This window comes from Hydrogenoanaerobacterium sp. (genome assembly GCF_032017025.1).
GTDB lineage: Bacteria > Bacillota > Clostridia > Oscillospirales > Ruminococcaceae > Hydrogenoanaerobacterium.
Window position 1 is genome coordinate 79,453 of sequence record NZ_DALZQO010000001.1, and the last position, 22,418, is coordinate 101,870.

The 22,418-nt window shown below is 48.0% G+C and carries 20 protein-coding genes; 2 read left to right on the plus strand and 18 right to left on the minus strand.

Features of this window, described 5'->3' with window-relative positions:
- Positions 1 to 305: 305 nt before the first annotated feature.
- Positions 306 to 2,864, plus strand: a complete 2,559-nt coding sequence (xdh, locus tag RTV33_RS00405; RefSeq protein WP_312640384.1) for a selenium-dependent xanthine dehydrogenase — start codon at positions 306 to 308, stop codon at positions 2,862 to 2,864.
- Between the two features lie 64 nt (positions 2,865 to 2,928).
- On the opposite strand, the gene RTV33_RS00410 is transcribed toward xdh, so the two are convergent.
- The 4 genes from RTV33_RS00410 to ssnA all read right to left on the minus strand — a co-directional run bounded on the left by RTV33_RS00410 (position 2,929) and on the right by ssnA (position 10,268).
- Positions 2,929 to 4,215: a transglutaminase-like domain-containing protein gene (locus RTV33_RS00410; protein ID WP_312640386.1), complete on the minus strand. Its 1,287-nt coding sequence runs from the start codon at positions 4,213 to 4,215 to the stop codon at positions 2,929 to 2,931.
- Positions 4,216 to 4,369: 154 nt separating this feature from the next.
- Positions 4,370 to 5,758 (minus strand): dihydropyrimidinase, encoded by a 1,389-nt coding sequence (hydA, locus tag RTV33_RS00415; protein WP_312640388.1) that lies wholly within the window; start codon positions 5,756 to 5,758, stop codon positions 4,370 to 4,372.
- A gap of 105 nt (positions 5,759 to 5,863) precedes the next feature.
- Complete coding sequence (gene ygfK, locus RTV33_RS00420) at positions 5,864 to 8,860, minus strand: putative selenate reductase subunit YgfK (protein WP_312640390.1); 2,997 nt, start codon at positions 8,858 to 8,860, stop codon at positions 5,864 to 5,866.
- 70 nt (positions 8,861 to 8,930) lie between these two features.
- Positions 8,931 to 10,268, minus strand: a complete 1,338-nt coding sequence (gene ssnA / locus RTV33_RS00425) for a putative aminohydrolase SsnA (protein ID WP_312640392.1) — start codon at positions 10,266 to 10,268, stop codon at positions 8,931 to 8,933.
- 467 nt (positions 10,269 to 10,735) lie between these two features.
- On the opposite strand from ssnA, the gene RTV33_RS00430 reads away from it, so the two are divergent.
- On the plus strand, positions 10,736 to 11,368 hold the full coding sequence (locus RTV33_RS00430) for a helix-turn-helix transcriptional regulator (RefSeq protein ID WP_312640394.1): 633 nt from the start codon (positions 10,736 to 10,738) through the stop codon (positions 11,366 to 11,368).
- A 52-nt stretch (positions 11,369 to 11,420) separates the two neighbouring features.
- Here the strand turns inward: RTV33_RS00430 and RTV33_RS00435 are convergent, their stop codons facing one another.
- The 14 genes from RTV33_RS00435 to RTV33_RS00500 form a co-directional block, all read right to left on the minus strand.
- Entirely contained in the window at positions 11,421 to 12,068 is a 648-nt protein-coding gene (locus RTV33_RS00435; RefSeq protein WP_312640395.1) for a PAS domain-containing protein, read from the minus strand.
- A 76-nt stretch (positions 12,069 to 12,144) separates the two neighbouring features.
- Complete coding sequence (locus tag RTV33_RS00440) at positions 12,145 to 13,413, minus strand: nucleobase:cation symporter-2 family protein (protein WP_312640396.1); 1,269 nt, start codon at positions 13,411 to 13,413, stop codon at positions 12,145 to 12,147.
- A gap of 375 nt (positions 13,414 to 13,788) precedes the next feature.
- Positions 13,789 to 14,166 (minus strand): RidA family protein, encoded by a 378-nt coding sequence (locus RTV33_RS00445; RefSeq protein ID WP_312640398.1) that lies wholly within the window; start codon positions 14,164 to 14,166, stop codon positions 13,789 to 13,791.
- Between the two features lie 29 nt (positions 14,167 to 14,195).
- Positions 14,196 to 14,621, minus strand: a complete 426-nt coding sequence (locus RTV33_RS00450) for an aspartate carbamoyltransferase regulatory subunit (protein ID WP_312640401.1) — start codon at positions 14,619 to 14,621, stop codon at positions 14,196 to 14,198.
- A complete protein-coding gene (pyrB, locus tag RTV33_RS00455) occupies positions 14,614 to 15,543 on the minus strand; it encodes an aspartate carbamoyltransferase (RefSeq protein WP_312640403.1) in 930 nt (309 codons plus the stop codon). The genes RTV33_RS00450 and pyrB overlap by 8 nt, the downstream gene beginning before the upstream one ends.
- A 195-nt stretch (positions 15,544 to 15,738) precedes the next feature.
- A complete protein-coding gene (locus RTV33_RS00460) occupies positions 15,739 to 16,794 on the minus strand; it encodes an ATP-binding cassette domain-containing protein (RefSeq protein ID WP_312640405.1) in 1,056 nt (351 codons plus the stop codon).
- A 51-nt stretch (positions 16,795 to 16,845) separates the two neighbouring features.
- Positions 16,846 to 17,526, minus strand: a complete 681-nt coding sequence (gene modB, locus RTV33_RS00465) for a molybdate ABC transporter permease subunit (protein WP_312640407.1) — start codon at positions 17,524 to 17,526, stop codon at positions 16,846 to 16,848.
- Positions 17,527 to 17,565: 39 nt separating this feature from the next.
- Positions 17,566 to 18,399 (minus strand): molybdate ABC transporter substrate-binding protein, encoded by an 834-nt coding sequence (gene modA / locus RTV33_RS00470; RefSeq protein ID WP_312640409.1) that lies wholly within the window; start codon positions 18,397 to 18,399, stop codon positions 17,566 to 17,568.
- Positions 18,400 to 18,425: 26 nt separating this feature from the next.
- Positions 18,426 to 18,917, minus strand: coding sequence for a MogA/MoaB family molybdenum cofactor biosynthesis protein (locus RTV33_RS00475; RefSeq protein WP_312640411.1), 492 nt, complete (start codon positions 18,915 to 18,917; stop codon positions 18,426 to 18,428).
- Complete coding sequence (locus RTV33_RS00480) at positions 18,917 to 19,363, minus strand: MOSC domain-containing protein (protein ID WP_312640413.1); 447 nt, start codon at positions 19,361 to 19,363, stop codon at positions 18,917 to 18,919. Before RTV33_RS00480 ends, RTV33_RS00475 begins: the two co-directional genes overlap by 1 nt.
- A gap of 54 nt (positions 19,364 to 19,417) precedes the next feature.
- Positions 19,418 to 20,389, minus strand: coding sequence for a GTP 3',8-cyclase MoaA (gene moaA, locus RTV33_RS00485; RefSeq protein ID WP_312640415.1), 972 nt, complete (start codon positions 20,387 to 20,389; stop codon positions 19,418 to 19,420).
- Positions 20,390 to 20,407: 18 nt separating this feature from the next.
- Complete coding sequence (gene moaC / locus RTV33_RS00490; protein WP_312640416.1) at positions 20,408 to 20,899, minus strand: cyclic pyranopterin monophosphate synthase MoaC; 492 nt, start codon at positions 20,897 to 20,899, stop codon at positions 20,408 to 20,410.
- Positions 20,900 to 20,917: 18 nt separating this feature from the next.
- Positions 20,918 to 21,940, minus strand: coding sequence for a molybdopterin-binding protein (locus tag RTV33_RS00495; RefSeq protein ID WP_312640418.1), 1,023 nt, complete (start codon positions 21,938 to 21,940; stop codon positions 20,918 to 20,920).
- The gene (locus RTV33_RS00500; protein ID WP_312640419.1) at positions 21,937 to 22,293 is read right to left on the minus strand and encodes a LysR family transcriptional regulator; all 357 of its coding nucleotides are present in this window, start codon (positions 22,291 to 22,293) and stop codon (positions 21,937 to 21,939) included. Before RTV33_RS00500 ends, RTV33_RS00495 begins: the two co-directional genes overlap by 4 nt.
- Positions 22,294 to 22,418 lie beyond the last annotated feature (125 nt).

The following is a 22,418-nucleotide window of genomic DNA, read 5'->3' on the forward strand; positions in this document are numbered from 1 at the left end:
AGCACAGAAAACGAAGAAATCAATAGGTTTTCTAAAAAATTTTTAGATTTGCTCAAAAATATTTTATTTTTACCGAAATCAGGGGATTTTTGCCCTTGCTTTTTCTGTTTTATGATGATAAACTATGTAATAGTGACACTATAATTCTTTTATTGTTTTTTAATTGTGTACAAAGTGCAGTAAAGTCATACTTCAGTTAAAAGTTATAAAAATCTTAAAAATTTTTAGTGTTGTTATCATATAGCTGAAACGGAGTGCTTCGCGCGCGGGCTGTAGAGAAAAATATGTAGAAACGAGGTGCAGTTATGTTTGAATTCGTGGTAAACGGGCAGACAACTTTTGCGCAGAAGGATGAGAAACTGATTACATATTTGAGAGATAATCTTAACCTCACTTCTGTTAAAAACGGATGTTCAGAGGGCGCCTGCGGAACCTGTATGGTTTTGGTAGATGGAAAGGCAACAAAAGCCTGCATTCTAACCACCGCACGTTCGGCCGGAAAAAGTATTGTAACGGCTGAGGGGCTAACCCCGCGCGAAAAAGATGTTTATGGTTATGCATTTACCCACGTGGGAGCTGTTCAGTGCGGATTTTGCACACCGGGCATGATAATCAGCGCAAAAGGGCTGATTGACAGCAATCCGACCCCTTCACCTATTGAAGTAAAAGAAGCGATTAAAAATAATATCTGCCGCTGCACCGGATATAAAAAGATTGAGGAAGCAATTTTATTCGCCGCAAAGCTGTTTCGCGAGAATACTGCTGTGCCCGCACATGATTTTACCGGTGTGATTGGTGAGAACCTGCACCGCGTTGACGCCGTTGCAAAGGCGCTTGGCGTAGCGGAATACACCGATGACATTTACAAGGAAGGTATGCTGTACGGCAGTGCAGTGCGCAGCGGTCACCCCCGCGCCCTTGTCAAGCACATTGATGTAAGTGAGGCGAAAGCTCTGCCCGGTGTGGCTGCGGTGCTCACTGCGGCCGACTTACCCGGCAACCAGAAAATCGGGCACCTTAAAAAGGATTACGATGTGCTGATTCCCGAGGGCAAAGAAACGCATTTTGCAGGGGATGCTATTGTACTGATTGCCGCTGAGAGCAAAGAAGTGCTTGAAGAAGCAAAGAAGCTGGTAAAAATCGATTATGAGGTGCTGAAGCCGATTCTATCTGTTGAAGAGTCGATGGCAGAAGGCGCACCGCTGATTCACGAGACCGGCAACCTGCTTGCCAATGAGCGCCTGGTGCGCGGCAACGCAGATGAGAAAATTAAAAATTCAAAGCATGTGGTGACGATGCATTACAGTACTCCGTTCACCGATCATGCTTTTCTTGAGCCTGAAACCGCCGTTGCGCTGCCCGAGGACGACGGTGTGCTGATCTACTCCGGCGATCAGGGTATTTACCAGACACGCAAGGAATGCAGCGAAGCACTGGGGCTGCCCGAGGAAAAGGTGCGTGTAATTGCCAAAATGGTAGGCGGCGGCTTTGGCGGCAAAGAGGATATGAGCGTTCAGCACCTCGCAGCGATTCTCGCATACAAAACCCAACGCCCCGTAAAAGTATCCTTTACCCGCAAAGAAAGTATGCTCGTACACCCCAAACGCCACCCAATGGAGATGGAGTTTACCACCGCTTGTGACGAAAACGGCTACCTCACCGCAATGAAAGCGACGCTGCTCACCGATACCGGCTGCTACGCTTCTCTCGGTGGCCCTGTTCTGCAAAGAGCTTGTACTCATGCGGCAGGCCCCTATAACTATCAAGATATTGATATTCACGGGCAGGCATGGTACACCAACAACCCGCCCGCAGGTGCATTCCGCGGCTTTGGTGTAACGCAGAGCTGTTTCGCAACCGAGTGTAACCTCAATCTCTTGGCCGAAAAAGTAGGGATTTCCCCATGGGAAATTCGTTACCGCAACGCAATACGTCCCGGACAGATACTGCCTAACGGGCAGATTGCCGATGATTCCACCGCGTTGGTGGAAACACTGGAGGCAGTAAAGCCTTATCTGGATGCACACCCCAAAGCGGGCATTGCATGTGCAATGAAGAACAGCGGTTTGGGTGTGGGCATTCCCGACACCGGTCGCTGCCGACTGACCGTGAGAGATGGCAAGGTGCATATTCACACCAGTGCGGCATGCATTGGTCAGGGTATGGGTACTGTCGTTACTCAAATGGTGTGTACAACACTTGAGTTAAGCCCCGATCAGGTGGTTTACGATATACCCGATACCAGAGAAGCGCCCAACTCGGGCAACACCACAGCATCCCGCCAGACGCTGTTTACCGGCGAGGCAACCCACCGTGCTGCTATCGCACTGAAAGAAGCATTGGGCAACAATGCACTCGAGAGCCTGAACGGTCAGGAATTTATCGGTGAATACCTTGGTGTTACCGACAAAATGGGTAGCGACAAGCCTAACCCTGTCAGCCATATCGCCTACGGCTTTGCAACCCATCTGGTAGATTTGGATGAGGATGGCAAGCTTGCAAAAGTAATTGCTGTACACGACGTTGGCAAAGCTGTTAACCCAATCAGCGTTGAGGGACAAATTGAGGGTGGCGTTGTGATGAGTCTTGGTTACGCTTTGACTGAGGATTTCCCACTCAAGGATGGTATCCCCACCGCAAAATACGGTACATTGGGCTTACTCAAATCTACTCAGGTACCGGATATTGAGTCGGTAATCATCGAAAAGAACGACAACGACCTTGCCTACGGTGCAAAGGGTATTGGTGAAATCTGTTCGATTCCCACTCCACCTGCCGTGCAGCTCGCCTATTACAATTGGGACGGCAAATTCAGAACCAAGCTACCGATGGAGGATACCCCTTATTCCCGAAAAAAGAAATAGCTCTCAAGATGCAGAAAAGTGCCTCACCGTTTGGTAAGGCACTTTTTTCATATTAAACATAAGATTATTTCGGCAGCTTCCAGAATTCGTCGCTGCTGTTAGTGGGGCGCTCACTCCTGTAATAAGCATAAGTCGCGGGATAGCCAGCCGGCACCAGAGCGTTAACAAGGTTGCCTGCACTACCCTCAGAACCAGATGAAAAATTGGTTGCACTGGAAAAATGGAATGAATTTTGAGTCATATAAGCGCGGTAAAAATCCAAATAGAAAGGTCTGCCGTTGCGCCCCGCATTTTCATTCGGAACCAGCTTCGTGCCGTTGATGAGGCTTTCACGCAGCATTGGCAGGCTCACATACGTGTCCTTATCATTCTTTAAAATCAGGCGATAGGTCGGGTCAAGCATAATCCATTGCTTTAGCTCTTTGGAATAGGCATGCACCACCACATGGCAAAACTCGCTGTTTGCACTAGCAGGCGCACATTTGATTGACTTTGCAGGTACTCCGTAGGCTCGCAGCATTTCCGAGAGAATAATCGAAAGCCCCCTGCATTCTACCCCGCCCATTCTTTTGCTGTACTGCATAACTGATTGTGCATCCTGTTTTTCTGGCATGCCGGATTCCCCATTGTGGCGGAAATTGTTGCACACCCAATTCAGAAGTGCGGTCATCTTGCTCACATCATCCTCCTGAGCGTTCATCAATTCATCTAGGGCATAGGTGTTTATGGCTGCTTTCAATTTGTTTCGGTTGCCCAGCTCGTAGGTATATGGGATGCCCCCGCCGGCATTGGTATAGCCAGGGTATTCTCTTAGCTTTTTGAGGCTGTCGTTTGCCGAAATACCCTCAAACGAAAACTGCGGCTGAAGCCCGAGGTCTACAGGGGTTGCAGATGTTTTAACAAAACGAACATCATGCCTGCTGCCATACTGCTCATATACCCCCACGAGTGTTTTGTCATTTTCAAAGCGCAGGCTGACATTTGCCTGCCATGGCCCGTCGTTAAATGTATAGACTAAGCGGCCGTCTTCCAAATGCCACTCGTTCGGCTTCAGATAAGCTGCATCGCAAGATGCAACCGTGAGGTAAATCTTGTGCCCCTCTTTGCTGTTTACAAAATTCATGGTGACGTTATCGTTGATATACTTTGCCTCGCCCACCACAACATAAAACGAGCCTTTCCATGTACCGCTGAGCCGCCTGAGCATGTCTTCATCTTCCGAGGATAGGTCGGATACACTCGTTTGCAGCATATGATTACGCAAAGGGGAGTCCGGCACTTTAAATGCAGCAAGCGGTATTGTTATTGCGAGTGATAAAACTGCAGCAATAAGCTTTGTAGTTTTTTTCATAATTAAGTTCCTCTTTTTACTATTGTTATTACCTATATAGTACCATAAATTTTCGATTATATTGCACAATTTTTGAAAAATTAATAATTCAATTGATATATAAAAAAGACGGGCAAATCACCCGTCTTTTTTACACAATATTCGCTAAAATCCTTTATCCATGCTGCGGGTAATACTCACTTTCGTGGCGATGCACGTAGGCGCCGCAATGCTCGGCAATCACTTCGCCATCCTGCACCACCTGCTGCCCGCGCAGAAATACCGCCTTGGGTCTGCCCGTAACAGCCAAGCCCTCATACGGAGTATAGTCTACATTTTGCTGCATATGCTGCGCAGTGATTGTTCCCTTAAACGAGGGGTCCCACACTACAATATCTGCATCGCTGCCTGCAAGCATTGCCCCCTTTTGCGGGTACATACCGAACAAACGGGCAGTGTTCTCACTCAGCTGCGCTGCCATTTGCTCTTTGGTAATGCGGTTTTCGCACACACCATAGGTATACATTACAGCAGGGCGGTGCTCAACACCCGGCATACCGTTGGGAATTTTGCTGAAATCATCTCTCCCCTGCTCCTTCTGCTTTTTGAAGTTAAAGCTGCAATGGTCGGTAGAAACGGTATCGATATCGTTATTTTTCAGCGCTGTCCACAGGCACTGCTGATCTTCTTTTTTGCGCAAAGGCGGGGAGCAAACGTATTTTGCGCTCTCAAAATTTTCAAGGTTGTAACGGCTTTCATCGAGCATTAGGTAATGCGGGCATGTTTCTACATATACCTTCTGGCCTTTTGCGCGTGCTTTTAGCACTTCATCAAAACCCAGTTTGGTGCTCAAGTGTACAATATTAACGGGGGCATCTGACGCCTCGGCAATGTAGAGGTAGCGCGAAACCGCTTCGGCTTCTACAAAATCGGGGCGGGAGGCCGGGTGTGCGGCGGGGGTAAGCTCGCCTGCGGCACGTTTTTCCGCAATCATTTCATTGACAAGGTCACCGTTTTCGCAATGGACACCGATGATACCATGCACATCGCGTACACATTTGAGAATCTCGTACAGTTCTCCATCCGAAACGCGCAGGTTGTCGTAGGCGAGGTACAGCTTAAATGAGGTGACACCCTCGGCCACCATCGTATCAATTTCGTTACGAACAGATGGGTTCCAGTCGCTGATTGCCATATGAAACGCATAATCACAGGAGGATACACCGTCGGCTTTCGCGTGCCAGTTTTTCAGCGCCTGCACCAGGGTTTCACCTTTTTCTTGCGTTGCAAAATCGACGATGGTAGTGGTGCCGCCAACTATGGCACCTCTTGTACCGCTATGGAAGTTATCCGCTGTCAAAGCAGTACCGGTGCTCATATCAAAGTGGGTGTGCGCGTCAATAAAACCGGGAAACAGCAGGCAGCCGGTGGCATCCAGCACCTCAGCGCCGTCTGCGGGCAGCTGCTCGGCAATTTCGGCAATCTTGTTGTCTTCTATGCGAAGATCGGCAGCAAAGCTGCCCTTTGGTGTAACAATGGTTCCGCCCTTGATAATTTTTGACATAGTATAGCCCCCTTGAACATGCACAATACGGGTATCCGTCTGTTCGGACACCCGCATAGGCTATTTTCTTAAGACAATGGTAATACGATGATGAAAACTTGTCAATTAAAAAAGATAATTGTATTCGACATAGGTGGTGGCAATCAGTTTGCGAATATCTTCAGGAAGACCGCATTTGGGGTCTGAAATCTGATAATCCTTAACCTGACCATCCAAACGAACATGGAAGATGCTCTTTGCGCCGTCAACGCACAAGAAGCCTTCGTTGGTGCTGTCCTCAAAATCGGCAAGATTCTCAAACAAGGTAAATTTCTCTTTGTAAGGTGCGCTGTCGTATGGGCAGAAGCTTGCACAGTTGCCGCACTCGTTGCACATACCGTCGACATGAATAATCTGTGCCATTGGCTTGGAGCCAACATGGATGGAGAGATTTGCACGGTTGGGGCAAACATCTACACAGCATTCGCACACTGTTGGGCACTCTAAGCAGCGCTCACTTTGCTTGTAAGCATCGGTATCAACCTCAAGAACACCTTTTTTCAGCCTTACGTTTGCAGGGTTGGGGTTGACATTCAGCTCCGCGTAACGGTCGGTCTCCAGTTTGGAAATGGCTTTTGCAAACTGGATGGCGTCGGCAATTGCTTCTACCACAGTTGCGGGGCCACGCAGAGCATCGCCTGCAACAAAGACATTCTCAATACTGGTTTTAAAGGTTTTCGTGTCTGCTTTCACACGTCCGTGCTCATCAACAGCGATGCCGTTTTTCTCAAACAGCGCAGTGTCAACCTTTTCGCCCACCGCCGCAATCACGGTATCGGCGGGAACCTTAACAATTTCTTCGGTTTGTACGGGGCTGCGTCTGCCACTCTCATCGGGTGCACCAAGCTCCATTTTGTAGCATTTGAGCATGCCGTTTTCAATTCCAATGGGTGCAAGCAGCTCACAGAACTCCACACCGTCCTCCAGTGCAAGTGCAAGCTCTTCTTCATCCGCAGGCATGTAGCGTTTGGTTCTGCGGTAAACGAGCGAAACCTTTTCCACACCCTTGACGCGTTTTGCGGCACGGGCAGCATCCATAGCGGTGTTTCCTCCGCCGACGATGACAACATTTTTACCAAGGTTGAGGCTGGATTCATCCGCCTTGTATTTCTCTAAGAATTCGAGTACATTCATCGCCTCGCCACTTTCCAGGCGCAGGCTGCCGGGCTTCCATGCGCCCACAGCGAACAGTACGTATTTATAACCACGCGCTTTAAGCTCCTCTACCGAGGTTTGCTCAGAGCCGAGTATAAACTCCGCACCCATGCTGCGCACAAGGTCAATATCTTTTTCAATGGCAGCAGACGGGATTCTAAACTCGGGAATAACAAGTTTTACAATACCGCCAAGCTCTTTTTTCTTCTCAAATACGGTTACCTGCATTCCTTCTTTGCCCAGGAAATATGCCGCCGCAAGGCCTGCGGGGCCGCCACCGATGATTGCGACCTTGGATCTGCCCTTGGTTTTTGGTGTCTCCAACTCTGCCATCAGCTGATCGTAACCAGCTTCGGCGGCCTCCAGCTTCGCGGCGCGAATCTTTACCGAATCGTCGTAGAAGCTACGGGTACACTTATCTGCACAGTGGTGTGGGCAGATGGTACCAGTGATGAACGGCAGCGGGTTTTTCTCGGTGATAACCTTGAGTGCCTCAAGGTGCTTGCCTTCACCGGTCAAACGCACATAGGCAGGGATATCCTGTTCAATAGGACATCCGTTTTGACATGGTGCGGTAAAGCAATCGATGAGGGGAACCTTCTTATTCATCTTACGGTTCGGCAACGGCTTGATTGCTTTTAGGTGGTGAGGGTCACGCACACAGTCATAGGCCAATGCCTGCAGCTTAACGAGGTCAACCCCGTCGAAATCCTTGTATTCGTGAGCATCCAGAGCTTCTGCCATCTGTGAAAGCCTCTGGTAGCCGCCCGGCTTAAGCAGAGTGGTTGCGAGAGTGATCGGCCAGATACCAATCTCGAATATCTTTTCAATGTTAAAGATATCCGCACCGCCGGAATAGGAAATGCGCAGCTTGCCATCAAACGCTTTGGAAAGCTTATGCGCCAACGAAACAGTGAGGGGATAGAGTGAGCGGCCGGACATATACATCTCCTCGCCGGGCAGCTCGCCTTGTGCAATGCCCACCGGAAAGGTGTTGGTGAGCTTCACACCAAAGGTAAGTCCTTTGCTCTCTGCCAAGGCAATCAGGCGCCCAATCATCGGCACTGCGTCTTCAAATTGCAGATCGTTATTAAAGTGGTGGTCATCAAATACGAGATAGTCATACCCCATCTCATCCATGGTTTTGCGTGCAAATTCGTAGCCGAGCAAGGTCGGGTTGCATTTGATATAGGTATTGAGCCCCTTCTCGGTGATGAGGTAGGTGGCGATACGCTCAATCTCCTGCGGAGGGCATCCGTGCAGGGTGGAGAGCGTGATGGAGGTGCAGACTTGAGGGCTGATGCCCTCTACAAACGCTGCATCAATATGCTCAAAACGGTTTAGGTTGGCAAGCGTATACGCTTTGCACTCCGCCCAAATCTCGGTAGCAGAGGCATCTTTGAGCCCCTCAATAAAGGTGTCTATCTTTTTGGATTTGATACCCTCAAGGTCGTAGCCGACACTCATATTGAACATAAATCCGGTATCGCTGCCCAGTCCGAACTCCTTTGAGATCAGCTTGAGGGCAAACCATGCCTTGACGTATTCGTCATATGCCTCAGGCACACGCAGTTCGGTCGACCATTCGACGTTATAGCACTCGTCCTCGGCATTGATGCAGGGCTTTGCAACCGGCAAATCCTCGCCATCCAGCGTCTGTACGGTTTTCAGCTCAAAGAAACGGCTGCCTGCAAAATACGAGGCAATAATATTCTGTGCAAGCTGGGTGTGCGGCCCTGCCGCAGGGCCAAACGGTGTTTCCATCTGCTCGCCGAACAGGTGCAGCACCTTATCATCTTTTTTAATAAAGGGGCGCTGTACGCCAAAAACAGCACCGTCGTTTTTATGCTCCTCCAGTACCCAGTTGACCAGTTTGTCAAATGGGATTGGTCTCATTCTATCACTCATGTGTATTTCTCCTCTCTATTGCGGCTGATAATGAAATGCGTTCAGCCCACAGAAATCCAAATCTGATTTATTATCTCCCAAAGTTGATGCGGTCTGCCAGACCTTTTGCCTGTTCGCGGCATTTTGCAAGAACCGCTGCCTCATCAACACCAAGCAGCTCACGGTCTTTCATCAGCACCTTGCCGTTGCAGACGGTGGTGACAACGCTGCGCCCGTTCATTCCAAACAAGGTATGACCGTTAATGTTATCGGCGGTCATTGGGGTGAGCGGATTGTAGTCGGTGACGATGACATCTGCCGCTGCACCTGCCTTCAGCACACCAAGGGGCTTTTTGAAGTAGCGGTTTGCAATGGCGGCATTGTTGTGAAACAGCATGACGGGAATTTCGCCCCATGCTACATTGGGGTTGCAGGTGTTGTGCTTGTGAAGAATATTCGCAACCTTATAGGATTCAAGCATATCGTTGGTGTAGCCGTCTGTTCCAAGGCCAATGAGAATGCCCTTTTGGAACAAGTTAAGCACTGCGGGGCAGCCAACGGCATTGCCCATGTTGGATTCGGGGTTGTGTACCACCATAGTGTCGGTATGCTTTAAAAGATCCATTTCGTGCTCGTTGATGTGGATGCAGTGACCGGCAATCGTTTGCGGGCCGAGGATATCCATATCATAAAGGCGATTGACAACGCGCTTACCGTATTTTTCAAGGGAATCGTAAACATCACTGATGCCCTCGGCGACATGGATGTGAAAGCCTGTGCCCTTAGGGGTATGCTCGCGGCAAAGCTCTAAGGTTTTATTCGAAAGTGTAAACGCAGCGTGCATGCCCATCATGCCGTACTGCATATCGTTATCATCTTTCAGCGCTGCTTTGATGAACGCTTCATTCTCCAGCACTGCCTGTTTCATTTTATCTTCGCCGTCACGGTCAGAAACCTCGTAGCACAGGCAGGTGCGTACGCCGTATTCTGCCGCTGCATCTGAAATTGCAAACAGGCTACCATCAATTGCGCCATAGCTTGCATGGTGGTCAAATACGGTTGTCACACCGTTTTTGATGCAATCCAGGTAAGTGGCATAAGCGCTGTATTTGGTGTCTTCAATCGTAAGCTTACGGTCAAGCGTCCACCACAGTCCGTCAAGAATATCCATAAAGTTTTTCGGATTATGCCCCTTGATAGAAAGACCGCGCGCAAACGCACTGTAAATATGATTGTGCGCATTAATAAGACCCGGCATAATAACGCCGCCCTTAGCATCGATAAACTCAGCGTCGGGATATTTCGCCCTCATTGCAGCGGTTTCGCCCACCTCTGTAATCAGCTCTTTTTCTACGCAGACACAGCCGTTCTCCAGAAAGAGGTTGTTTTCGTCGCGGGTAACCAGTCTACCGTTTCCAATTAATAACATCGCGCATTCTCCTTGCTATTTTAAGATAATGTTGGTTGCACGTTTGAAAAAGGAATGTTCCCTGCCGGGTTTTCTGCAATAAAAAAGGCCTACGCGACGTGCAGAATGTTCCCCGGAATTGTGAACATTCAGCCCGTGCGCAAAGCACTCCGTTTCAGCTGTTCTTTTCTTTTTACGTTTCGATTTACTTAGTATTACTTTTAACACAAACGCTACACATTGCACAGAAAGTATAGTTTTTCTGTTTACAATTTATATTTTACCATTCGATTTAATAAAAATCAAGCAGGAAAGCATTGGCGATATGCATAAACTAAAAATTATTTTTTAGCAATTATTTTTTTTAATGCAAACTGTTGATTTATTTTTAGTTTCTGTTATGATGGATACTATACAAATTTGCACCGGAGGCATTACCATGCGGTTTTGGCCCATTCTATATGCGCACCGGAGAAACGGAGGTAACTATGCTGCAAGGTTTAACCTTTGATTTTTTAAAGCGGCTTGCGAAAGGCTTATCGCAGCAGTTTGGCAGCAACTGTGAGGTTGTAGTGCATGACCTCAGCAATAATTTTACCGAAAACTCGATTGTCATTATCGAAAACGGGCATGTAACCGCGCGCAAAACAGGCGACGGTCCCTCTTTGGTGGTATTAGAGGCGCTGCATGGCGAACACAGCAAACTGCAAGATCATCTGAACTACCTCACCAAAACACGCGACGGCAAAATTCTCAAATCAAGTACAATTTACATCCGCGATGAAAAGAATGAGGTTGTCGGTATTTTCTCCATCAACTACGACATTACCGGATTGCTGATGATTGAAAACTCGCTAAAACCGCTGATTGCCACCGAGCCGGATACGAAAGAGCCCGAACGCATTGCACAAAATGTTAATGATCTGCTTGATGAGCTGATTGAACAATCCGTACGTTTAGTGGGAAAACCCGTTGCACTGATGGGCAAAGACGATAAAATTAAGGCGATTCAGTTTCTCAATAGCACCGGTGCGTTTCTCATTACAAAATCCGGAGATAAAGTAAGCAAGCATTTTGGTATCTCAAAATACACACTGTACAGCTATATTGATGCAAAATAACTTAAACAAACCGTAAAAAGCACGCTGCCAACCGAGGCAACGTGCTTTCTTTTTAGTTTTCTTTTTTAACAAGGTTTAGATAGCGATAAATTGTCGGCACCGAAACCCTCAGTGCATCAGCCACATAGCTGATTGCACCTTTGATCATAAAGGTACCCATCTCGTTAAGCTTATCCACAATCTCCATCTTTTCGCGCTGCTGCATAGTCTCCGCTAAATTGCCAATATCGGGACAGATACGGTGGATATTGTTCATAACAAGCTCGTGCACATTCATATTCAGATTCTCGGAAATTGCCGCAGACTCATTGGGAATCTTCATCATCGCAATCATCTCGGTAAGTAGGTTGCGTGATGAAACCAAATTGTGATAATCCGTATTGATACAAAGCATTCCAACAAAACGTTCGCTGTCGTCCTTAATAAAGTATGTAGAGGATTTAAGCATATGACCGTTTTTTGCTACCCCCTGGTAGTTTGCCATGTAGGGTGTTTGTTCAAACGTTGCCGCCTTAAGCACCTTAAGCGAAAGATCGGTGATTGGTGAACCAACACTCCTTCCGCTGATATTCCCATTGCGGATGGCAACCACCGATTGGTGGTAATCGGTTAGGTCGTGCAAAACAACTTCAGTGTTCTCCCCCATACAATCGGCGATAAAATCGACGAGAGGTAGGTACGCGCTTACGTATTTGTTCATGAATAGCCTCCTTCTTTCATACGGCTTAGCCGGGTATCCCGAGTAAAACTTTTTTCAGTCTAATAGAGTGTGTAGTTTATTTATTTGCTTCTGGTTTGTCCTTAGGGAGAATGAGGTTCAGCAGAACAGCCATTAAAGTAGCCACTACTACAGAGGAGCTGCCGAACACGGTGGGAACCCACGACGGGAAAAGCTGCAGACAGCCGGTTGCTTGTACAATACCTGCGCCAAGCGCAACTGAAAGACCAACTACTGCGGTGTTTCTCGGTGTAAGAGGCTGAGAGGCAATCATTTTAATGCCGGTCATAGTAATAGTAGCAAATACCGAGATGGTAGCACCACCGATAACACTCTGCGGAATAGTGGTGAGAACAGATGCAAACTTTGGAACAAATCCTGCAACAAGCAGTACGCATGCCGCAAAGCCAAATACTATTCTATTTACAACTTTGTTTACAATAACAATACCGACGTTCTGGCTATAGGTAGCAGTGGGCATACCACCAAAGAATGCGCCAATCACACTGGCAATACCGTTGCCGATGATGCCGCCGGAAAGCTCGTCATGGGTGGGCATTCTGTCAAGGCCGCCCGAAGTAGTGGAGGAAAGGTCGCCAATGGTCTGTACTGCGTTAACAACATAGATTATGACCATCGACACAATTGCGGTGGGTTGGAACACAATTCCAAAGTGCATGGGTGCGGGGAACGAAAGCCAGCCAGCCGCTGCAACAGAATCAAAACTGACCATGCCCATGAAAAACGAAACCACGTAACCCGAAACCATACCAATGAGAATAGCGGCAAGCTTCATAGAGCCTTTGGTGTAATAGTTAAAAAACACTACAATCGCAAAGGTGATGATAGCCACCAGCCAATTTTGAGGAGACCCAAAAGTCTCTGAAGCCTTACCGCCGGCCATATAGTTGATAGCCGTGGGGTACAACGAAAGACCAATTGTAAAGATAACCGTACCGGTTACCAGCGGCGGAAAAAGCACCATTAGTTTTTTTACAAAAATGCCAACGACAATAGCGACAAGACCGCCGATAATTTGAGAACCAAAGATGGTTGCAATACCAAATTCGCCGCCGATAGCCAGCAACGTGGGTACATAAGCAAAGCTGACGCCCATAATTACGGGCAGACCTGAACCCAGTTTTTTGCTAAACGGGAAAAGCTGGAGTAAGGTTGCGATTGCCGAAATTAAAAGAGATGACTGGACCAAAAGAGTCTTATCTGCCGGGGAAAGGTTGCACACATTTGACACTAGGAGAGCCGGGGTAACAACACCCACAATTGCCGCAACTACATGCTGTAGCCCAAGTGGTACAATTTGCTTCATGCTGGGAGTCCCCTCCAGGCTAAAAATTGAGCCCGGAGTTTTGTTGACAGCCTCTTTCACGATAACACCTCATATCATTTTTTTGCGACTTTCATCGCACATCAGGCAGCTAGCTCCTGCCCGGCAGATAAATAATTATTTTTTATCATGCAAACTCATTATAATGCATTTTTAGCATTATTCAAGCTGTTTAGGCCCCTTGTAATAATATTTAGAGATTTTTATAATAATTTTATATTATTTTTGTAAGAAAAAGCAATTAGAATGATGCAAAATTATTATTGCCTGTAACAAAAGCAAAAGAACTGCAGAATACCTGTTTTTCAAGGTAATCTGCAGTTCTTTATCTGCTGCCCAAATTAAAAAATCATAAAACTATTTAACTGCAATCGCTTCGATTTCAAACAAGGCGCCTTTTGGCAATGCAGCTACCTGTACGCAGGAGCGCGCAGGGCACTCACCTTTAAAATAGTTGGCATAAATTGCATTGATTGCTGCAAAATCACCCATATCAGCGAGAAACACGGTGGTTTTCACAACATCGGTAAAGCTCATGCCTGCTGCTTCAAGCACAGCGCCAAGATTTTTCAGCGCCATTTCTGCCTGTGCTTCAACGCCTGCGAGCAGTTCGCCCGAGACAGGGTTAAGCCCCAGCTGACCGGAAGTATAAAGGGTATTGTTTGCCAGCATTGCATGGGAATATGGCCCCAGCGCTGCGGGTGCGTTTTTTGCTGCAATAACTGTATTTGCCATGATTTTTCTCCTCCAATGATGAAAATTTATTATTTGTTTTGGAACTCCTGTTCACAATAAATGCAACGATAGATACCGTTCTGAACGTCGGCAAGCTTAAATACATGGTTGATACCCTGCTCGATTGAGGTAATGCAGCGAGGGTTTTTACATTTAATAACGTTGGTCACCTGCTCGGGCAATTTGAGCTTTTTTTTCTCAATCAATCCGCCCTCGTTGATGATGTTGATGGAAATATCGGGGTCAATAAAACCCAGCACATCAAGGTTGATATCAATGTTCTCATCAATCTTGATGATATCTTTTCTGCCCATTTTACGGCTTTTTGCGTTCTTGATAATCGCAATGCTGCAATCAAGACGACCGAGATCCAGGTATTGGTAGATTTCCATTGCTTTGCCTGCATGGATATGATCGATGACCACGCCTCTGTTTAAGCTGTCAACATTAATCATCTGCTTTTACCTCCAATTCCAGTAGTTTAAGAATCAGCGCCATACGAACATAAACGCCGTACTGTGCCTGCCGGAAATACGCCGCTCTCGGGTCGTTATCAATCTCGGTTGAGATTTCGTTGACGCGCGGCAGCGGGTGCAGAATAAACATATCCGGCTTTGCCGCTCTAAGCTTTTGCATGTCGAGAATGTAGCTGTCTTTCAGACGCACGTAATCCTCCTCATTAAAAAAGCGTTCGCGCTGTACACGGGTCATATACAAAATATCCAGCTCCGGCATGACCTCTTCCATCTTCTCTACCTCGACAAACGGAATGTTGTTTGCACGCAGCACTTCTTCGCGGATATAATCGGGAATACGCAGCTCCTCAGGCGCAATGAGCACAAAACGAATGCCTTTGTAGCGCGACAGCGATTTGATGAGGGAGTGCACGGTTCTGCCGAATTTAAGGTCGCCGCAAAGCCCAATGGTAAGATCGTCCAGCCTGCCCTTAAGGGAACGAATCGTAAGCAGGTCAGTAAGGGTTTGAGTGGGATGCTGGTGGCCGCCATCGCCCGCGTTGATAACCGGAATTGTTGCGTACTCAGAAGCTACCTTGGGTGCACCCTCTTTTGGGTGGCGCATTGCACAAATATCGGCATAACCCGAAATTACCCGAATGGTATCCGCAACGCTCTCGCCCTTTGAAGCAGAGCTGGAGTCTGCCGACGAAAAGCCCAATATGCTTCCGCCCAAATTCAGCATTGCCGCCTCAAAGCTAAGGCGGGTACGGGTGCTTGGCTCGTAAAATAAGGTCGCAAGCTTTTTCCCCCTGCAAATCTCCGCGTATTTCTTGGGGTTGTTTTCAATGTCATCTGCTACGTCAAGCAATTCGGTAATTTCATCTACCGATAAATCAAGAGGGTCAATTATATGCTTCATACATTACCTCCGGCTCTATTTCTTTTTTCTTTTTTGTTCATAACATTATACCACGTTTTTAATAGCTTTTTATCATCCATTCGTAATTTTTACAAATTGTATCATTCTGATGGAATTTTGAAAAACTTTTTTGTTGATTTATTTTGAAGATAAGAAAAACAGCCCGTTTATTGGGCTGTTTTTTATTACCATATTCTAACTTTCACCAGAAAGAAACAACAATTGATCGGGGCCAACAGATAAATACAGCTCGCCTCGTTCACTCTGTGTGAGGTAATCTCCTACCAGCGCTTTTGAGCAGGTAAAGTAAATGTCCCTTTGTGCCCTCTTTGGGGAAAGGTTGAGTACCGCGAACTGTGGAAAATATTTTACATTTGTAACCGTTACAGAAACACCACACTCGCCGGTAAAATTGGTGAGTGTAAGATCAGCCTCGCGGATGCCGATGGCGGTGATTCCGTCCGGCAACTCCTGCTGCAAGATAAACTGCAGATTCCAATCCTCAGCAAAGACAGTATTGTGCCCGATAGCCTTGACAGCAGAAAGGTTCTTACAGCCTGTAAGGCGTGCACCCTCCACCGTTCTGGGCGAGTAAAATAACTCCTCAGTGCTTTCGTACTCCGCAATCTTACCCTGTGCCAAAACGGCAGTTGTAGCACAGTATTGATAGATTTCGCCCACATTGTGGGATACAAGCAGCACCGTACCGTCAAAGCACCCAAGTGCGTCTGCAAATTCCTGCTCAATCGAAAAACGCAGATGACGGTCGAGCGCAGAAAACGGCTCGTCCAACAGCAAAATATCAGGGCTGCTCGCCATCATACGCGCAAGTGCCACACGCTGCTGCTGCCCGCCTGAAAGCTGCGATGGATAGCGCCCCACCAGCCCCTGCAGACGCAGCAGCTCGATGTAGTCGCCCACCAGTTTCGTACGCTGCGCCTTATCCTTAATACCGACGGCGATGTTCTGCGCAACCGTCATATTCGGAAAAAGCGCGTAGCTTTGAAACATCAACCCGACATTGCGCTGCTGCGGTGTAAGGTTGATTTTTTTTGCAGAGTTGTAGAGGGTTTTTCCGTTTAATACAATCTCGCCGGAATCGGGTGTAACAATGCCCGCAATGCAGCGCAGCGTCATGCTTTTTCCGCTGCCGGATGCACCTAGGATACCGACAATTTCATTTTCCGCCTCAAACTGCATTTCAAGGGTGAAGTCACCAAAGCGTTTTTTGATATCTACATAAATACTCAACTCTGATTTCCCCTCCCCTGCATGTTGATTTTTTCATCTGTTGTGTCATCCTTACGCCCTTGTCTTAATAGATGGGGATTTCTGCCCGCCCGAATAATTCATAAAGCCGAGTACAATGCACGAAATGAGCGTGATAATGGCAACCCAGATTGTCGCAACCCTCATATTACCCGCCGCGGTAGCAAAATAAATAGCGATGGGAATGGTTTGAGTGCGCCCCGGAATGTTGCCCGCAATCATCAGCGTGGCACCAAACTCACCAAGTGCACGTGCAAAAGACAGCACCGCACCCGACGCAATACCCGGCCATGCCTGCGGAACCTGCACACGCAGAAAAATACGCCACTCCGACATACCCAGCGTTCTGCCCGCCCAGATAAGATTCTCATCCACCTGTTCCAGCGCCCCCTTTGCCGCACGGTACATCAGCGGAAACGATACCACCACAGCCGAGATAACAGTTGCCTGCCAAGTAAAAATAATTGCAAGGTCAAATCGGCGCAGCAGCTGCCCCAATGCACTGTTCTTGCCGCAAAGCACCAACAACAAAAAGCCTACTACGGTAGGGGGCAGAACCAGCGGCAGTGTGAAAACCACATCCAGCAGCCATTTCACTCTGCCGCTGACATTGAGGAACAGACGCGCACACAGCACGCCCAGCACGAAGGTGATTACCCCCGCCAACAGCGAGGTCTTGATTGAGATCCAAAGCGGTGTGAGATCGAAAGCCATGCGGCGGCTCCTCCTCTGTACAAATTGATTGAAATACGATTAGAATAACGGGGAGAACCCATATTTTGCAAAGACTTCTTTCGCAGTATCGCTGAACAGGAAATCGGCAAATGCCTTCGCTTCATCCGCATGTTTTGTCTCTTTGACAATACCCATAGGATAAATTACTTTTTTATGAGAATCGGCAGGGGCAGTACAGCTGATGCTGACTTTGTCGCTGATCCTTGCGTCGGTTTCGTATACAATACCCGCCTGCACGTTGCCGGTTTCCACCCAAGAGAGAACCTCGCGCACATCTTTTGCATACACCAGCTTGGATTTAATTGTTTCGGTAAGCTTTAAGCTCTCAAAAATTTGCTGTGTGTACTGCCCTACAGGCACGCTCTCCGGCTCGCCAACCGCAATCTGTGTAACTGCAGCATCGGTAAGCTTTTCAAACGATTCAAGCGCTGTGCCGTCTTTTGGGGTGATGAGCACCACTTTGTTCTCGAGAATATCTTTTACCGAGTCGTCCTGCATCAGTCCTGCTTCTTGCAAAGCAGTCATTTGCTTTTTGCCGGCCGAAACGAAAATATCGGCAGGTGCACCCTGTTCAATCTGCTGCTGCAAAGAGCCGGAAGCACCAAAATTGTAGGTGATGGTGATGTTGGAATGATCTTTGGTATAAAGTGTTTTGAGCTCTTCCAAACAATCGGTAAGGCTTGCAGCTGCAGAAACCATTAGTTCGACGGCAGGCTCTGCCGGCACTGAGGATTCTGACGAGCTAGCAGGCTCAGATGAGGATGGTGCAGAGGAAGAGGGAGCACCCGCTGAAGAGCACCCTGCCGTTAATAGCATAGCACCCGCCAACAATACGCTTAAAATTTTCTTCATAATAATGTCTCCTTTTTATTTATATATTATTGTCTTGCGCACTCACCAGTTTTACCTCTTAAAATTTCCAACCCATGATGCAGCTCGGTAATGATGTATTCGAGATTCTCTCTTACTGCCTTTGGGCTGCCGGGTAGGTTAACAATCAGTGTTTTTTCGCGAATTGCAGCAGCCGAACGGCTTAACATAGCGCGTTTCGTTATTCGCAAGCTCGAATAACGCATAGCCTCAGGAATGCCGGGTACAAGCTTTTGTGCCACATCAAGTGTGGCCTCGGGGGTGATATCGCGCGGTGAAAAGCCGGTACCGCCTGTGGTAAGAATAAGATCGGCCAAATCGTTATCGCACAGGCGGCGCAATTCATCGGCAAGCATCACACGGTCATCGGGCAGCAGCGCGTAGCTGACTGCCTCATATCCGTTTTGCTCTGCAATCTCTCGAATCACTTCACCGCTTTTATCCTCACGTTCGCCCGCGTAGCCTTTGTCACTGAGGGTAATGATTGCTACTCGAAACATCACTGCCCCTCCTTTACAGGGTCTATCGTCATTTCGTCGCCTACGCCGATTGTGCCGCCAACCAAAACCTTGGCAAACACGCCCTCGGTAGGCATAATGCACTCACCCATCTTGTGAAAAATCTCGCAGCCATGGTGGCACTCTTTGCCGATCTGTGTCATTTCAAGTACAACATCGTTGCAGCGCAAAATGGCACCAATCGGCAGGCTGCGAAAATCAATGCCCTCAACCACCAGGTTTTCGCCGAAGGCACCGTCATTTACCTCGGCGCCGCGCGCCTTAAAGGCAAGTATTTTATCGTAGGAAAGCAGGCTCACCTGACGGTGCCAGTGCCCTGCATGCGCATCGTTTGCTATACCAAAATCGGGCAGAAAGGTCGCCTTGCTTACATTTGTTTTTTGTGTACCGCGCTTTTCACTGACGCACACCGCAATTACTTTACCCATAATGTTCTCCTTTTTTCAGCTTACTGCTTTTATTTGCTAAGAGGCAGCGGTACGCTACCCCCCTATTTCGGCCATGGTATGCTGCTCTTCATCGACTATATGGCTGCCGAACTGATGTTGTGTCGGTTTTTCGAGTATAGCATCACGCAGCAGCTTCGTTAAATCGGCGTCACTGATTCCGCCACGCAGCAAATCGCGCAACTCTATCCCCTTGTTGTAGTGCAGGCATAGTTTTAAAAAGCCCGTTGAGGTGAGCCTAATGCGGTTGCAATTGCTGCAAAAACAGGTGGATACTGCACTGATAAAACCAATGTTGCCTTGAAAACCCGCCAGTGAAAAATAAGACGCAGGGCCGTTTCCGAGTTCTTGGGTGCATGGGGTAAGCTCGCCATAGGTGCGATACAGCAGCTCTTGTATTTCACTGCTCGGTATTGGGGTTAAATCTTTACCGTAGCCAATGGGCATCAGCTCGATAAAGCGCACATCAATAGGACGGGTATGTGCAAGCTCTGCCATCTGCATCAGATGATCTCCGTTGAATTCCCGTACCGGTAAGCAGTTTATCTTAACTCGTATACCCAACTGCAGGGCAAGGTCGATGGATTTGAGCACCGTGTCAAACCTCTGCCCACGGGTAATTTGCTCAAACCGTTTAGGGTCAAGCGTGTCAAGGCTGATATTAACCGCGTCGAGCCCTGCCTCTACCAGTGCAGGCAACTGCTCGTACAATAAAACGCCGTTGCTGGTCATGGTTACCTGTTCAATCCCATCAATCTCTTTCAGCTGGCGGATAAGACCCGCAACGCCTTTTCGTGCCAAGGGCTCGCCGCCCGTCAGCTTGATTTTACAAATACCCAAAGCTGCAGCGCAGCGGCATACTTTAAGAATTTCCTCGTAGGTAAGTACTTCGTCATGCGCGCACGCTTCAATGCCCTCGGCAGGCATGCAGTAAACACAGCGCAGGTTGCAGCGGTCGGTCACCGAGATGCGTAGATAGTCGATATTGCGGTTGTGCAGATCGATCATGCCGCTTCCTCTTTTCTTTTATTCTTTATGGTTTGGGTTGTTGAAATCACCGCTTTTTCCCCCGCTTTTATGTACCAGATAGACAGCTTTTATCTCCATCCCTTTGTCAATTGCCTTGCACATATCGTAGATGGTAAGCAGTGCAACCGTCACACCGGTCAAAGCCTCCATCTCCACGCCGGTTTGCCCCGTCACCTTGACTGTGCAGGTGGCGATAACCTCGTTGGTATCGGGCACGAGCTCAAAGTCGATGGTGCATTTGGTAAGGGCAAGCGGGTGACACAACGGGATAAGCTCGGAGGTTTTCTTTGCCGCCATAATGCCCGCAACACGCGCAACGCCCAACACATCACCTTTTTGAGCAGATCCGGCTTGAATGGCTTCAAAGGTTTGTGCGTTTACGGCAATGCTGCCGCGCGCAGTGGCGATACGATGGGTTGTATTCTTCTCTGTTACATCAACCATAACCGCGTTTCCGCTTTGGTCAAAGTGAGTAAGCTCGTTTTCCATATCATATTCTCCTTGTCCCTACGCTTTTCCAAAGCTGCAGTAGGGGTAATGACAGGTGTTGCAGTTCAGGCACAATCCGCCGTGCCCTAAAACTGCAAGGTCTTTTTTGCCCAGACGCTCGTCTGCCATAATACGCGGCAAAACAAGATCAAATATCGTACGTTTTGCGTACATAACACAGCCCGGCAGCCCTAGAATTGGAATGCTACCATTGTAGTAAGAAAGCAAAAACATTGCACCGGGTAGCACAGGTGCCCCATAAGAGATGATCTCTGCGCCGGTTGCCTTAATTGCTGCGGGTGTTTTATCGTCGGGGTCTACACTCATACCGCCGGTACAAACCACCATGTCCGCGCCCTCCTCGAGAAACTCCCGAATCCTTGCGGTGATGTGCTCGGGGTCATCATCCGAAAGCTTTTGCCCGAGCAAGGTTACATCGTACTCGTTGAGCTTCTGCGCAATGACCGGGCCGAAAGTGTCTTTAATTCTGCCGTAGAACACCTCGTTGCCGGTGGTGACAATACCCACCTTTTTGTGGCGGTAAGGCAACAGAGACAGTAGCGGTGTATCCCCTGCAATCTGTTGCGCAGCCTGTAATTTTTTCTCGTCGATTATCAGTGGTATCACCCGTGTGCCCGCCAGCTTGTCCCCTGCTTTTACAGGAAAGTTGTTGTGCCTGCTGGCAATCATAATTTCGTCGAGCGCATTAATTGCATTCAACCGCTCAACATCTACCTTAAATACGCCGTCACATTCGGCAATCAGCTCGATTTTGCCCTCTTTTACCGCACTGGGCTTCATATGGTCGTTCTTGCAGATATCGTAGAGGACTTGTGCTGCCTCATTTTCATGCAGCATCCCCTCTTGTTTTTCCCAGATATAGAGGTGATCTTTTCCGAGCGAAAGCAAAACAGGGATGTCCTCTTCGGTGACGACATGCCCCTTGCGAAAGCGCGCGTCTTTTGTGACTCCCTTTACAATCTGTGTAATATCGTGGCATAAAATATGCCCTACGGCATTTTTAGTATCAATCAGTTTCATGGCAGCACATCTCCAAAATGTTTTTGAAATAGCTTATCTGCGGCTTCGTAAACTTCACGCTGAAACGCAGCATAGCGGTTTATAAAATCTCTCCCAAACTCGGTAAGTTCAGAGCTTCCACCGCCAACACCGCCAACACGGCGCGTCATTAGAGGATAATCGAGCCCCTTTTCCGCTGTTTTGATAATCTTCCATGCCTTGCTGTAAGACATATTCATCTGTGCAGCGGCGGTTTGGATCGAACCTGTATCTGCAACACGCTGCAACAGCTCCATCACACCGGGGCCGAAAAACGGTTCCTCTTTTTTTAACCGAATGTGCAGAGAATAATTTAAATTATCGATAACCGCCACGCCCCTTCGTTATATTTTTTTAAGAACAACGCGACGTAGCCAGTTTATCACAATTTTAAATAATGGTCAAGAAAAACAAGCTATTGTATAGGGATTATCTATACAATAGGCAAAAAGCAGCCGTC